The organism is Streptomyces sp. NPDC048197 (assembly GCF_043202395.1).
Taxonomy (GTDB): Bacteria; Actinomycetota; Actinomycetes; order Streptomycetales; family Streptomycetaceae; genus Streptomyces; species Streptomyces siderophoricus.
Genome location: NZ_JBIDAJ010000004.1, coordinates 17,945 through 31,824, shown reverse-complemented (window position 1 = coordinate 31,824; position 13,880 = coordinate 17,945). Strand labels below are relative to the sequence as shown.

The following is a 13,880-nucleotide window of genomic DNA, read 5'->3' as shown; positions in this document are numbered from 1 at the left end:
CACACCGATCCCAATCTCTCACGTCAGGCATGATCGCGCCGGGTGCGGGCCGCGGCGAGGGCGAGGGCGCGGGCGAGAGCGGGGGCCAGGGGCGGTGAGCCGAGCTCGACCGGGCACACCTCGTGCGCCGGCCACCCTTGGCCGGTCCTCATCAGGCACTGGGGAGGTCATCAGGCACTGGGGAGGGCCGGCCCGGCCGGCCGCGCAACTTGCGTCCGCCATTCCAGTGAGGCCGGCCCTTGGGTGACCGTGCGGCCGTGCGACCGGGGCGGCCGGGGCGGGTCAGAGGCCGCCGGTGTTGAGCAACCGGTTGGGAGTGTCGGAGCGGACGCCGCGCACGACACCGCGGGTGGCCGTGTGGTCGAGCCAGACGTGGACCTCGTTGGCCGTGGCATGCGGGTGGGCCGACAGGTACAGCGCGATCACGCCGGTCGCATGCGGCGCGGCCCAGGACGTCGCGCCGTCGGTCTCCGTGGTCGTGCCGCCGCCGGCGAGGGCGGCGGTCACCTTCTGGCCGGGGGCGTAGAGGTCCACGCACCGTCCGTAACCGGATCCGTAGGAACCGCCGTCGCTCCACACGCGGTCGTTGGAGGTGGCGGCGGCCACGACGATGGTGCCGGGGACGCCGGCCGGGGAGTGCTTGCAGGCGTCGTCATGGAAGTTGCCGGCCGACACCACCGTCGGGATCCCGGCATCGACCATCTTCTTCACCGCGGCTTCCAGGGCCGCCGACCGGTGGTCGAGGTTGAGTGACATGTTCACCACCGCGGGCTTCTGCGCGTGCGCGGTCACCCACTTGACCGACTTCACCAAGGCCGCCTCGGCCGCCGCCGGGGAACCGCCGCCCTCGCTCTCGCACTGGATGCCCTGGACCCGTACGAGCTCCGCCTTGGGCGCCACCCCGTACCGCGCCCCGCCGATGATGCCCGCGACGAACGTGCCGTGGCCCGTCCCCGCCTCGCTGAAACAGTCACCGGAGTCCTTCGGGCCCACGAAGTCGGCGCCGAGGCGGGCGCGTCCGCCGAACTCCTTGTGGGCGACGTCCATCCCGGTGTCGATCACATAGACGTGAACGCCCTTGCCCGTGGCGGTGGTGGTGAACTTCCCGTTCAGCGGCCGCGACCGCTGGTCCAGAATATCCAGGTTCCACGGGACGTGCCGGGTGAGGGGCGACGCCGTGGTCCGCGCCATCCCGGACAACTTCCCCAGGGTGCCGGGCGACACCGGCGCCGAGCTGGACGACGCCCGGTCCCCGCTGGACGACGTCCCGTCCCCGGAAGGCGACATGGACTTCGCCTTCCCGTGCGCGGGGTGCGTCCCGCCGCTCCCGCCGGCCGCCGCGCCGGCTTCCCCGCCGCAGGCCGAGGCCCCGAGCACCGTCACCATGGCCACCACCATGAGACCGGCCTTCGTCACGTTCCGCGTCACCACGTCCCCCATATCCCTGCTTCGTACACAGTCAGCGCACAAGACGACCGCAGGCGGCGGGCGGTTCCGGCGGTAGGTGCGGGCGGCGGTCGGGTCGTTGTTTGTCTGAGCAGTTCCAGCAGAAGCTGCGGGCCCTTGCGGGCACTTACCCGTGGGCGCTGATCACGCCGCCGTTGCTGAGCACGATGTAGACGCCGTTGGCGTTGACCCCGGTGTCGTGCTGGTTCGTCTCCAACGTGCCGTACACCGCGCCGTCGTGGCCGAGGATCTGGGCGCGGTACCGGAGTTCACCGAGCTTGGTGACCTTGGCCGTCCAACCGCCCGCGAGCTTGAACGTGCCTGGCCCCTGGTGGCCCCCGCCCATCCAGGAATGGACCTGGCCGTCCAGCGTGAGCACGATGAACATGTCGTTGGCGTCGAGCCCGGCATCCTGCTCCTTCGCCTCCAACGTGCCCAGGACCGAACCACCGTGGACGATCTTGGCGCGGTAGTGCTGGGCGCCGAGCCGGTAGATCTCGGCCTTGCTGCCGTCCGGAAGAGGCTGGGTACGGACCGGGGAGGCCCCCTTGGCCGCGCCGCTGTGCGCGCCGCCCGACTGCTTGCCCGCAGCGCCCGCTGCGACGTTGGACTTGGCACCGGAACCCGCCTGGGCGTCGGTCTTGGCACCTGTGCCTGCCTGGGCCCCCTGCGCCGCGGCGGAGGAGCCCGTGCCGTTGGACTCGGCAGCGGTCTTGCCCATGTCCGAGTGGCTCGCGGCCTTCGTCCCGGCGGCGTCGGCGCCGGCGCAGGCGGTCAGGGTAAGGGCCGCGGCTGCGGTCAGGCTCGCGGCGGCGATGCGCAGGGTGCGGCGGCGAGCAGTGCGGGCGGTGGTGGTGGAGCTCATTGTCGGGTCCCCCCGGGGCAGTCGGTCTTTGTTTCCTCGGTACGTCACCCACTCTGACCGGGGCGACTATCGCCAGGCTGTCGCTCCGCTGACGTCCGGCTAACGCCGCCTGGGGCCCTGAAGTCCAGCGCGCCCGCACCTGACTGCTATCGGTTGCTCGTCGTCCGGGGCGCGCGCCCGAAGTCGGTGGTGAGCCAGTGCTCGATGGAGGTGTCGGGGAACTCGTGGGGCTGGTAGGTGCCGGGGACCGGGGTGAGTTCGGTCATGCGGTCGATGCAGAAGGTTCGCCAGTCATCCCTGTCGAGGTCGAAAGCGATGAGGTACCAGCGGCCGGTGCGCAGGATGTGCCGGTACGGCTCGACCAGGCGGGTCGAGGACCGGTTGTGCTGGTCGGTGTAGTGGAATTCGATCCTGCTGTTGTCGGCAACTGCGTCCGCGATCACGCCGATGGAGGTTGCGGTGATGGCGGTGGTCGGTTGCTGGAGGACCTCGGTGGCCAGGTCGGTGGCAGCGGCCCGTTGCCGGAGCCGACGCGGAAGGACTTGGTCCAGCTTGAGCAGCGCGCCGGCGGTGACTGGATCTTCCGGGAGCCAGGTCTGCAGCACGCGCAGACCGGCGATGACGGCGGAGATCTCATCGGCGCTGAACAGCAGTGGGGGGATCTTCACGCCCGGGCGAAGCCGGTAGCCGCTGCCCGGGCCCGGACGTGCCTGCACGTCATAGCCCATTTCCCGCAGTCGTTGGGCATCGCGTCGGACGGTGCGCACGCTCACCCCCAAGCGTTGGGCGAGGCTCGCGGCGGGCCAGTCAGCCCCGCTCTGCAGCAGTATGAGCAGGTTCAACGTCCGTACTGTCGGATCCGCGTCCATACGGCCAGCCTGGCAGGAAAGGAGGCCGGAATCAGGCCGCCTCTGCTCCTACGGTGGTGGGCGATCCCCACGATCCGAAAGGAGCACCGCACGTGCAGATCGCCGTCACCACACCCAACGGCAACGTCGGCCAACACGTCGTACGCATCCTGGTGCGGGCCGGAGTACGGCCCAGGTTGCTGATGCGGCATCCGGACCGGCTGGCCCCGGAGCTGCGGGGTCTCGTCGACGTCGCCGGAGTCGACCAGTACGACGCCGCGCAGGTCGTCGGTGCCACCAGGGGTCTCGACGCACTCTTCTGGGTGGACCCGACTCCGGCCGGTGCCGACCCGCTCGCCGACTACGCGCGCGCCACCAACAGCGTGGTAGCCGCCGTCACCGAGAACCACATCGGACGTGTGGTGTTCCAGAGCAGTGTCGGCGCGGAGAAGCGTCACGGCGCGGGCGAGATCGACGGTCTGGCCCACACCGAGACCGCCCTGGACGCCACCGGCGTCGACGTCACGCACCTGCGCTGCGGATACTTCTTCACCAACCTCCTGCTCCAACTCGACGCGCTGCGCGCCGGGACCTTGCAGGTCGTGCTGCCCCTCGACGCCCCCATGGCCTGGGTCGCCCCGAGAGACATCGCCGAAGTCGCCGTGACCCGGCTGCTCAACCCTGCCTGGTCCGGCCGGCATGTGCAGGCCGTTCACGGCCCGGCCGACCTCACCTGGTCCGAGGTGGCCCGGATCCTCAGCAGCGTGCTGGAGCGTCCGATCACGGCCGAGCGGATCACTGACGAGGCCATGTACGCACAGCTCACCGCTTCCGGTATGCCGCCCCGGCTCGCCGATGCTGTCCTGGGCATGTCGACCGGACTGCGCGGGGACTTCACTCCCGAACAACCACGCACACCGACCACCACGACCCCGACGACGCTGAGGTCCTGGGCCTGCGAAACCCTCACCCTCGCGCTGGCCTGACCACGGCGTGCACGCTCGCGGTCAGCTGGAGACCGTCTGGGTGGTGGATCCGCTGGACGGGGCGAAGCTGACGTCGCCGTTGTAGTTGCCGGTGACCAGGTGCGTCCCCTTCGGCAAGGGGTTGAACTGTGCGTTGGCCCGGCCGTTGACCAGGGAGACGGTCTGCGGGGTGCGCCCCGTGATGGCGAGGGTGACGGTGCCGGTGGGGGTGCCCGTACCGGGGGACACCGCGGTGACCGTCGCGGTGACGGTCACCGGGTCGCCCGTCGACGAGGGGTTCGGCGTGGAGACCACGACCGTGGAGGTGGTGGCCCGGTTGACGGTCTGGGGGTCGGTGCCGGTCGACGCGGCGAAGCTGGCGTCCCCGCCGTAGGCGGCCGAGATGGTGAACGGACTGCCCGTGGTGCCGCTGTAGGTGTGGGTGATCGTGGCGATCCCGCCGGTCACCGGTGCGGTGGTGGAGCCGGTGCCGTCGCCGAAGGTGAAGGTGACGGTGCCGGTGGGGGTGCCGGACGTCGCGGACACCGTCGCCCTGATCGTGACCGACTGGCCGGACACGGAGGGGTCGGGCGTCGAGGTCACCGTGGTGGTGGTCGGGAGCTTGCTGAGGGTCTGGGTGTCGGTGCCGGTGGAAGTCGCGTAGTTGGTGTCGCCGTTGTAGGTGGCGGTGACGGTGAACGGGCTGCCGGAGGTCCCGGCGTAGGTGTGGGTGAGGGTGGCGACGCCGCCGGAGAGGGTGGCGGTGGCTGTGCCCGTGCCGTCTCCGAAGGAGAAGGTCACCGTGCCGGTCGGGGTGCCCGCCCCGGGGGCCTGCGCGTCGACCGTGGCCGTCAGCGTGACGCTCTGCCCGGCGACGGAGGGGTCGGGGGCGGAGGTCACGGTGGTCGTGGTCGCGGCCTTGTTGACCGTCTGGGTGTCGGTGCCGGTGGAGGTCGTGTAGTTGGTGTCGCCGTTGTAGGTGGCGGTGACGGTGAACGGGCTGCCGGAGGTCCCGGCGTAGGTGTGGGTGAGGGTGGCGACGCCGCCGGAGAGGGTGGCGGTGGCGGAGCCGGTGGCGTCGCCGAAGGTGAAGGTGACGGTGCCGGTGGGGGTGCCCGCACCGGGGGCGAGGGGCACCACCGCCGCGGTGAGGGTGGTGGGTTGGCCCACCACACCGGGGTCGGGCACGGACACCAGCGCCGTCGTGGTGGCCGCCCTGCCGACGGTCTGGTTGTCGGCGCCGTGGGACGTCGTGTAGTTGGTGTCGCCGGTGTAGGTGCCGGTGAGGGTGTAGGGGCTCCCGGAGGTGCCGTTGTAGGTGTGGGCGATGGTGGCGACGCCCCCGGAGAGGGTGGCCGTGGCGGGGCTCGTCCCGTCGCCGAAGTCGAAGGTGACCGTGCCCGTCGGGGTGCCGGTGCCGGGAGCGATCGGGGCCACTGTGGCGGTGAAGGTGGTGGGTTGGCCTACGACGGTGGGGTCGGGGGAGGAGACCACGGCGGTGGTGGTGGCGGCCTTGCCGACGGTCTGGGTGTCGGTGCCGGTCGACGTCGTGTAGTTGGTGTCGCCGTTGTAGGTGCCGGTGAACGCGTAGGGGCTTCCGGACGCGGCGGTGTAGGGGTGCGTGGTGGTGGCCAGGCCGTTGCTGAGGGGTGCGGTCACCGTGGGGGTGCCGTCGCCGAAGTCGAAGGTGACGGTGCCCGTCGGGGTGCCCGTGCCGGGGGCGGCCGGGGTCACCGTGGCGATGAGGGTGGTGGGTTGGCCTACGACGGTGGGGTCGGGGGAGGAGACCACGGCGGTGGTGGTGGCGGCCTTGCCGACGGTCTGGGTGTCGGTGCCGGTCGACACGGTGAAGCTGGTGTCCCCGTTGTAGCTCGCGGTCGCGGTGTACGGCCCGCCCTGGCTGGAGTAGGTGTGGCTGATCCGGGCCACCCCGCCGGACAGCGGCGCCGACGCGGTCGGGGTGCCGTCGCCGAAGTCGAAGGTGACGGTGCCGGTCGGCACGCCGGCCCCCGGACCGACCGGCGCCACCGTCGCGGTGAGGGTCACCGGCTGACCGGTCACCGAGGGGTCCGGGGTGGTGACCAGCGTGGTGGTGGTCGCCGCCGGCAGCACGGTCTGGGTATCGGTGCCCGAGGAGGAGCTGAAGTTGGCGTCGCCGCTGTACCGGGCGGTGATGCCGTACGGGCTGCCGGTGGCCCGGGTGTAGGGGTGCGCGACGGTCACCACGCCGCCGGACAGCGATGCCGTGAGGGGCGCCGTGCCGTCCCCGAAGTCGAAGGTCACGGTGCCGGTGGGCACCCCGCCGCCGTTCGGCGTCGGGGCCACGGTGGCGGTGAAGGTCACCGGCTGGCCGGTCACCGTGGGGTCGGGCGAGGACGTCAGCGTCGTCGAGGTGGTGGCGGCGCTGGCCGTCACGGTGTGCGGCGCGGTGGTGGTGGCGGTGGTGAAGTCGGGGTCCCCGCTGTAGGACGCGGTGACCTGGTACGGGCTGCCCGCCGTGGTGGCGTAGGCGTGGTTGGCCGTCGCGACCCCGCCCAGGACCGGGGCGGTGACCGGTGCGGTGCCGTCGCCGAAGTCGAAGGTGACGGTTCCGGTCGGGGTGCCCGCGCCCGGAGGAACCGCGGAGATCCGCGCGGTGAAGGTGACGTTCTGCCCCGCGGTGGACGGGGCCGGGGAGGAGAACAGCGTCATCGCCGCGATCACCGGGCCCACGGTCTGGGTGTCGGTGCCGGTGGACGCGTCGAAGTCGCCGTCGTCGTCGTTGAATGTGGCGGTCAGCGCGTAGGGGCTGCCGGCGGTGGTGGTCCAGGTGTGCGGGGTGGTCGCGGTGCCGCCGGTCAGCGGCACGGTGACCGAGGGGGTGCCGTCGCCGAAGGTGAAGGTGACGGTGCCGGTGGGGGTGCCCGCGCCCGGGGCGACCGGCGCCACGGTGGCGGTGAGGTCGACGGGCCGGCCGGGCACCGAGGGGTCGGGGGAGGAGGTGAGGGTGGTGACGGTGGCCGCCGGGGTGACGGTCTGGGTGCCGGTACCGCTCGACGCGGTGAACCCGCCGTCACCGCCGTAGCTGGCGGTGACGGCGTAGGGGCTGCCGGCGGTGGTGGTCCAGGTGTGCGGGACGGAGGCGGTGCCGCCGGTCAGCGGCACCGCCACCGGTGCGCTGCCGTCGCCGAAGGCGAACGTCACGGTCCCGGTCGGCGTCCCGGCGCCCGGTGCCACCGGCGTGACGGTGGCGGTCACCGTCACCGGCTGACCGGACACCGACGGGTCGGGCGAGGAGTCGACCACCGTCGTGGTCAACGCCGGCTGCACGGTGTGGATTTCGACCCCCGCAGAGGCGGTGAAGTCGTCGTCGCCGCTGTAGTGGGCGGTGACCGTGTACGGGCCGGCCGCCCCCGTGAAGGTGTGTGTGGTCGTCGCCAGACCCTGGGACAGGGGCGCGACGACCGGTGCCGTGCCGTCGGCGAAGTCGAAGGTGACCGTCCCGGTCGGTACCCCGGCGCCCGGCGCATCCGGCGTCACCCGGGCGAAGAACGACACCTGACCGCCGGTCACCGACGGCTCCGGGAGGTCGGTGACGGTGGTGGTGCTCGCGCCCGGGCCGACGGTCAGGGTGCTGGTGCCGCCGGACGGGGTGAAGTCGGCGTCGCCGTTGTAGGTGGCGGTCAGCGCGTAGGGGCTGCCGGCGGTGGTGGTCCAGGCGTGGGTGGTGGTCGCCGTGCCGTTCGTCAGGGGGGCGGTGACCGAGGGGGAGCCGTCGCCGAAGTCGAAGGTGACGGTGCCGGTCGGGGTGCCGCTGCCGGGGGCGACCGCGGCGACCGCCGCGGTGACGGCGACCGGCTGGCCGGGCACCGCCGGGTTCGGGACGGAGACGATCGAGGTGCTGCTCGCGGCCGGGGCCACGGTGTGCCCGGCGGTCGCCGTGGTGGGCCCGAAGTCGGCGTCCCCGCCGTAGGTCGCGGTGACGACGTACGGGCTGCCGGCGGCACCGGCCCAGGTGTGGGTGACGGTCGCCGCCCCGCCGACCAGCGGCACCGCGACCGGTGCGGTGCCGTCGCCGAAGTCCACGGTGACGGTGCCGGTCGGGGTGCCGTCGCCCGGCGGGGTCGGGGTGACCGTCGCGGTCACGGTGACCGGCTGGCCGGAGACCGAGGTGTCCGGCCCCATGGTGATCACCACCCCGGTCGCCGCCCGGCCGACGGCGTGGCCGGTGGTGCCGGCGGAGGCGGTGAAGTCCGGGGCGCCGCCGTAGGCCGCGGTGACGGTGTAGGGGCTGCCGGCGGTGCCGGCGAAGGCGTGCCGGGCGGTGGCCACCCCGGCCACCACGGGCACCGCGACCGGTGTGGTGCCGTCGCCGAAGTCGAACGCCAGGGTGCCGGTCGGGGTGCCGGCGCCCGGCGCCACCGGTGCGACCGTCGCGGTGAAGGTGACCGGCTGGCCGGCGACGGACGGCTCCGGTCCGGCGGCGACCGTGGTCGTGGTGGCGGCGGGCAGGACCGTCTGGGTGGTGGCGGCCACCGCGGTGGTGAAGTCGCCGTTGCCGCTGTAGACGGCGCTGATCGCGTAGGGGCTGCCGAGGCTGCTGGTCCAGGTGTGGGTGAACAGCGCGGAGCCGCCGGTCAGTGCCGCCGTGGCCGGGGGCGTGCCGTCGCCGAAGTCGACGGTGACGGTGCCGGTCGGCACCCCCGCTCCCGGCGGCACCGCCGCGGCCGTCACCGCGACGGTCACCGGCTCGCCCACCACCGACGGGCCCGCGCCGGCGGAAACCGTGAGGGTGGTTGCGGTCTGCACCACGGCCTGTGTGAGGGTGACCGTGGAGGACTGGTAGTCGCCGGTGCCGTTGTAGGTGGCCGTGACGGTGTAGGGGCTGCCTCCGGTGGTGGTGTACGCGTGCACCACGGTCGCCAGTCCGCCCACCGTGGCGGTGGTCTCGGTCGGGGAGCCGTCGCCGAAGTCGAAGGTGACCGTGCCGGTCGGCTCCCCCGTCGCCGGGGCGACCGTGGAGACCGCCGCGGTCAGGGTGACCGGCTGGCCCACCGACGACGGGTGGGGCGAGGCGACCACCGTGGTGGCGGTGGCCGCGGCGTTCACCGTCTGGGTGTCGGTGCCGGAGGAATCGGTGAAGTTCGCGTCGCCGTTGTAGGTGGCGGTGACGGTGTAGGGGCTGCCGGCGGTGCTGGTGTACGGGTGGACGGCGATCGCGGTGCCGTCGGCGAGCGGTGCCCGGACCGCCGGTGAGCCGTCGCCGAAGTCGAAGGTGACGTACCCGGCGGGGGTGCCGGCGCCGGCCACGGCGGACGCGACGGTCGCCGTGAAGGTGACCGGTTCGCCGGTCGTCGAGGGATCCGGCGCGGACACCAGCGTCGTCGAACCGGCCCGGTCGACGGTCTGGGTGTCCAGCCCGGACGACCCCGCGAAGTCGGCGTCGCCGCTGTAGACCGCGGTCACCGAGTAGGAACCGGCGGCGGTGTAGGCGTGGGTGGCCGTCGCCGTACCGCCGGCCAGCGGGACCGCGACCGTCGGGGAGCCGTCTCCGAACTCGAAGGTGACGCTGCCGGTCGGGGTGCCCGAGGCGGGCGGGACCACCGCGACCGCCGCGGTGAAGGTCACCGTCCCGCCGACGTCCGACGGGTCGGGCGACGAGCTGACCGTCGTGGCGGTGGTCGAGACGCTCGTCGCCACGCTCTGCAGGGCCGTGCCGACCGAGGCAGCGAAGTCCCCGTCCCCGGCGTAGGACGCGGTCACCGTGTAGGGGCTGCCCGCGGTGCTGGTCCAGGCGTGGGTCACGGTGGCCAGATTGCCGGAGACCGGTGCGCTGACGGTCGGGGAGCCGTCCCCGAAGTCGAAGGTGACCGACCCCGTGGGGGTACCGGCGCCCGGCGGCACCGGCGTCACCCGCGCGATCAGCGTCACGGTCTGGCCCACCGCCGAGGGCGAGGCCGACGAGGTCACCGTGGTGGTGGTCGCGGCCGGGGCCACGGTGTGCACGACGGTGTCGTCCGACGGGGCGAAGTCGCCGTCGCCGCTGTAGTGGGCGGTGATGGTGTAGGGGCTGTTGGCGACGCTGGTGTAGACGTGGGTGACGGTGGCAGAGCCGTTGACCAGCCGGGCGGTGAGGACCGGGCTGCCGTCGCCGAAGTCCAAGGTGGCCTCGCCGGTCGGAATGCCGGCACCGGGTGCGACGGGGGAGACGGTGACCGTCACGGCCTCACCGGTCACCGACGGGTCGGGCGCGGCGGTGACCGTGGTGACGGTGGCCGACTGCTCCACACTGTGCAGCGAACTCCCGCGGGAGTCGGTGAAGTTGGTGTCGCCGCTGTAGCTGACGGTCACCGCGTACGGGCTCTGCGAGGCGTTGGTGTAGGCGTGGGCGGTGCCGGCGGTGCCGTCGGTCAGGGGCACCGTAACGGGTGTGCTGCCGTCGCCGAAGTCGAAGGTGACGGTGCCGGTGGGGATGACCGAGGACGCCGGGACGCCCTGCACCGTGGCGCTGAAGGTGACGGTCTGTCCGGTCACCGACGGGGCCGGTGTCGCGCTGACCGTCGTCATCGAGACGGCCTTGAGGACCACCTGACTGTCCGCCCCCGCCGAGGGGTTGAAGTTGTCGTCGCCGCTGTACGTCGCCGCGACCGTGTACGGACTGTCCGACACCTCGGGATTGGTGTGGCTGACGATCGCCGTGCCGCCCGCGACCGGCACCGTCACCGGCGGGGTGTCATCGCTGAACTCGAAGGTCACGGTGCCCGTCGGCGAACCGGCGGCCGGCGCCTCGGGGACGATATCGGCCACGAAGGTCGTCGACTGGCCCACCGAGGAGGGGTCGGGCACCGACGTCAGGGCCGTGGTGGTGTCGGCCGGCTCCACGGTCTGGGCGTCGGTGCCGGTGGACGCGGTGAAGTCGGCACCGCCCTGGTAGGTGGCGGTGACCTGGTAGGGGGTGTCCGCGGCGGCGCCGTAGATGTGGGTGGTCTCCGCGGTGCCGTCGGTGAGGTGGGCGGTGACGGTGGGGGTGCCGTCGCCGAAGTCGAAGGTGACCGTCCCGACGGGGGTGCCCGCGCCGGGCGGAACGGTGGTGACCACCGCGCTGAACGTCACCTCCTGCCCCACCGTGGAGGGGTCGGGCGCGGAGACCACGGCGGTGGTGGTGCCGGCCGGCTGCACCGCGAGGATGACGGTCCGCACGGACGGGGTGACATCGGCGTCGCCGTTGTAGGTGACGGTGACGGTGTACGGGCTCTGCGCCGCACCGGTGTAGGTGTGCGAGGTCGCGGCGGCCCCGTCGGTCAGGGGAGTGGTGACGGTGGGGGTGCCGTCGCCGAAGTCGAAGGTGACCGTACCGGTGGGGGTGGCCGCGCCGGGCGGGACGGTGCTGACCGTCGCCCCGAACGTCACCGGCTCGCCCACCGTCGCCGGATCGGGCGTCACGGTGACGGCCGTCGTCGAGGAGGCCGGGCCCACGGTCTGGGTGGCCGTCCCCGTCGAGGGGGCGGTGTCGCCGTCGCCGCTGTAGGTGACGGTGACGGTGTACGGGGTGGCGGACGCGTCGGCGTAGGCGTGGTCGACGGACGCCGTTCCGCCCGTCAGCGGGGTGGTGACGGTGGGGGTGCCGTCGCCGAAGTCGAAGGTCACGGTGCCGGTGGGGGTGCCCGCGCCGGGCGGGACGGCGGTGACCGTCGCGGTGGCGGTGACCGGCTGGCCGGCCACGGTCGGGTTGGGGCCGAGGCTCACGCCGACGGCGGAGGCGGCCGGTTGGACGGTCTGGGTGTCGCTGCCCGTGGAGGCCGTGAAGTCGGGGTCCCCGCTGTAGGCGGCGGTGATCGCGTACGGGGCCACGGCGGCGTCGGTGTAGGTGTGGCCGACCGTGGCGACCCCGCCGACCAGCGGGGCGGTGACGGTGGGGGTGCCGTCACCGAAGTCGAAGGTCACCGTCCCGCTCGGGGCCCCGTCCCCCGGCGCTACGGGAGTCACCCGCGCGACGAGGGTGACGGACTGCCCGGCCACCGACGGATCGGGGGCGGCCCGCACGGAGGTGGTGGTCGAGGCCGCCCCGACCACCTGGGTGTCGGTGCCGGTGGACGCGGTGAAGAAGACGTCGCCGCCGTAGGAGGCGGTGACCTGGTAGGGGGTGGCGGCGGCGTCGGTGTAGACGTGGTTGACCGTTACGGTGCCGTTGGTGAGGGCCGCCGGAACGGGTGCCGAGCCGTCGCCGAAGTCGAAGGTGACGGTGCCCGACGGGGTGCCGGTGGTGGGCGGAACCCCCGTCACCACGGCGGTGACGGCGACCGCTTGCCCCACCACGGAGGGGTCCGGCGCGGAGCTGACGGTGGTCCGGGTGGACGCCTGGTAGCCGTAGCCGCCGGACACGGTCACGCTGCCGCCCGGCGTGGTGATGACGAGGTCGGCCGGGCCCGGCGTGCCCGGCGGCGTCACCACCAGGAGCAGGGTGTCGGAGAACGCCCGGAAGGACACCGCGGGCACCCCGTCGACGGTGACCGCGGTGACCCGGCTGAGGCCGGTGCCGCTCACCACCAGGGTGGTGCCACCCTCGATCGGCCCGGTGCTCGGGCTGATGCCGGTCACGGAGGGCGCCGCGACATAGGTGTAGAGCAGCCGGTTGCTCACCCCGCCGAGGGTGGTCACGGAGACCGGGACGGTGCCGGGGCCGGCGACGGGCGGAGCGGTCACCAGCAGCTGACTGTCGGAGACCGCGGTGGGGAAGGCCACCGCGTCCCCGAAACGCACCAGCAGCGCGGTGCGCAGGTTGACGCCCACCAGCTCCACCACGTTGCCTCCGCCGACCGGGCCGGTGGTGGGGATCAGCCGCGAAATGCTGGGCCAGTACAGGTAGAAGAAGTACCCGATGCGGGCGCTGCCGCCGGGAGTCGTGACGGTGACCGGGACCGCGCCGGCGCCCGCGGGAGTCACCGCCACGATGGTCCGGTCGTCGAGCACGGCGAAGCTCGCCGCCCGTCGGGTGCCGAAGTACACCGCCGTGGTACCGGTGAAGCGGCGCCCGACGATGGTCACCAACGTGCCGCCGCTGTACGGTCCCTGGTCGGGGAAGACCCCGGACAGGCTCTGCAGGCCGGGCGCCGCGGCCCCGCCGGTGAGGTCGGTCCGCCGCAGCGACGCCAACGCGGCGGCCGGCCGGTTCAGCAGCCCGGGCAGGCCGTGCAGCAGGGTGCCGCTGTCGAGCGCCCGCGGCAGGTCGGCGCGGTCCGCGGCGGTGCGCAGCACCAACTGGTCGGCCGCGCCCCGCACGGCGAACGGCACCGGTGCGGTCAGGGTGGGCACGACCTTGCGGGAGGCCGGGTCGATGACGGCGAGGCAGTTCCCGTCCCGGTCGGTGATCAGAAAAGCCCCGCTCGGGCACTCCGGCGTCAGCATGTGACCGTCCTCGCCCGGGTCGTCACTCCGGCGACCGCATCGACGCCTCCCACAGGGCGAAACTCCATGGGAGGCGCGGTGGTCAACACCGGGAGCCGGCAGCCTCTGACAACCACGGTCACGACCGCGCGGCACAGGCCGGTGAGGGACACGGGGCGAACCTGACGGACTGCTTGCATGACGGCTCCAGGCCAGCTCGCGGGCCTGTCGCACCGCTCGGCGCACGCGGGGGCGCCGAACGGCCCTGACCTGCATGCCTCAACGGGGGAGCGCGCTCGGGACGTCTCGTCAGCACGAGGCAACGAAAAAAGGGCAGGACGCCTTCCACTCCCCCGGAAAGGATGGGCGGCCCGCCGGAATCGGACGGTCTCA

7 protein-coding genes are annotated in these 13,880 nt (G+C 73.1%); 2 read left to right on the top strand and 5 right to left on the bottom strand.

Features of this window, described 5'->3' with window-relative positions; all coding sequences use genetic code 11:
• Positions 1-23: 23 nt before the first annotated feature.
• Both ACGF4C_RS07205 and ACGF4C_RS07200 read right to left on the bottom strand, forming a co-directional pair.
• Positions 24-152: a hypothetical protein gene (locus ACGF4C_RS07205; protein WP_393563986.1), complete on the bottom strand. Its 129-nt coding sequence runs from the start codon at positions 150-152 to the stop codon at positions 24-26.
• 130 nt (positions 153-282) lie between these two features.
• Positions 283-1,191, bottom strand: a complete 909-nt coding sequence (locus tag ACGF4C_RS07200) for a S8 family peptidase (protein ID WP_393563984.1) — start codon at positions 1,189-1,191, stop codon at positions 283-285.
• Here ACGF4C_RS07200 and ACGF4C_RS07195 point away from each other — a divergent pair.
• Positions 1,178-1,504, top strand: a complete 327-nt coding sequence (locus ACGF4C_RS07195) for a hypothetical protein (protein WP_393563983.1) — start codon at positions 1,178-1,180, stop codon at positions 1,502-1,504. The genes ACGF4C_RS07200 and ACGF4C_RS07195 overlap by 14 nt on opposite strands.
• 69 nt (positions 1,505-1,573) lie before the next feature.
• Here ACGF4C_RS07195 and ACGF4C_RS07190 read toward each other — a convergent pair whose 3' ends face one another.
• A complete protein-coding gene (locus ACGF4C_RS07190) occupies positions 1,574-2,311 on the bottom strand; it encodes a hypothetical protein (protein ID WP_393563981.1) in 738 nt (245 codons plus the stop codon).
• A gap of 146 nt (positions 2,312-2,457) precedes the next feature.
• Complete coding sequence (locus tag ACGF4C_RS07185; RefSeq protein WP_393563979.1) at positions 2,458-3,153, bottom strand: helix-turn-helix transcriptional regulator; 696 nt, start codon at positions 3,151-3,153, stop codon at positions 2,458-2,460.
• Between the two features lie 119 nt (positions 3,154-3,272).
• On the opposite strand from ACGF4C_RS07185, the gene ACGF4C_RS07180 reads away from it, so the two are divergent.
• Complete coding sequence (locus ACGF4C_RS07180) at positions 3,273-4,145, top strand: NAD(P)H-binding protein (RefSeq protein ID WP_393563978.1); 873 nt, start codon at positions 3,273-3,275, stop codon at positions 4,143-4,145.
• A gap of 21 nt (positions 4,146-4,166) precedes the next feature.
• On the opposite strand, the gene ACGF4C_RS07175 is transcribed toward ACGF4C_RS07180, so the two are convergent.
• The gene (locus ACGF4C_RS07175; protein WP_393563976.1) at positions 4,167-13,508 is read right to left on the bottom strand and encodes an Ig-like domain repeat protein; all 9,342 of its coding nucleotides are present in this window, start codon (positions 13,506-13,508) and stop codon (positions 4,167-4,169) included.
• Positions 13,509-13,880 lie beyond the last annotated feature (372 nt).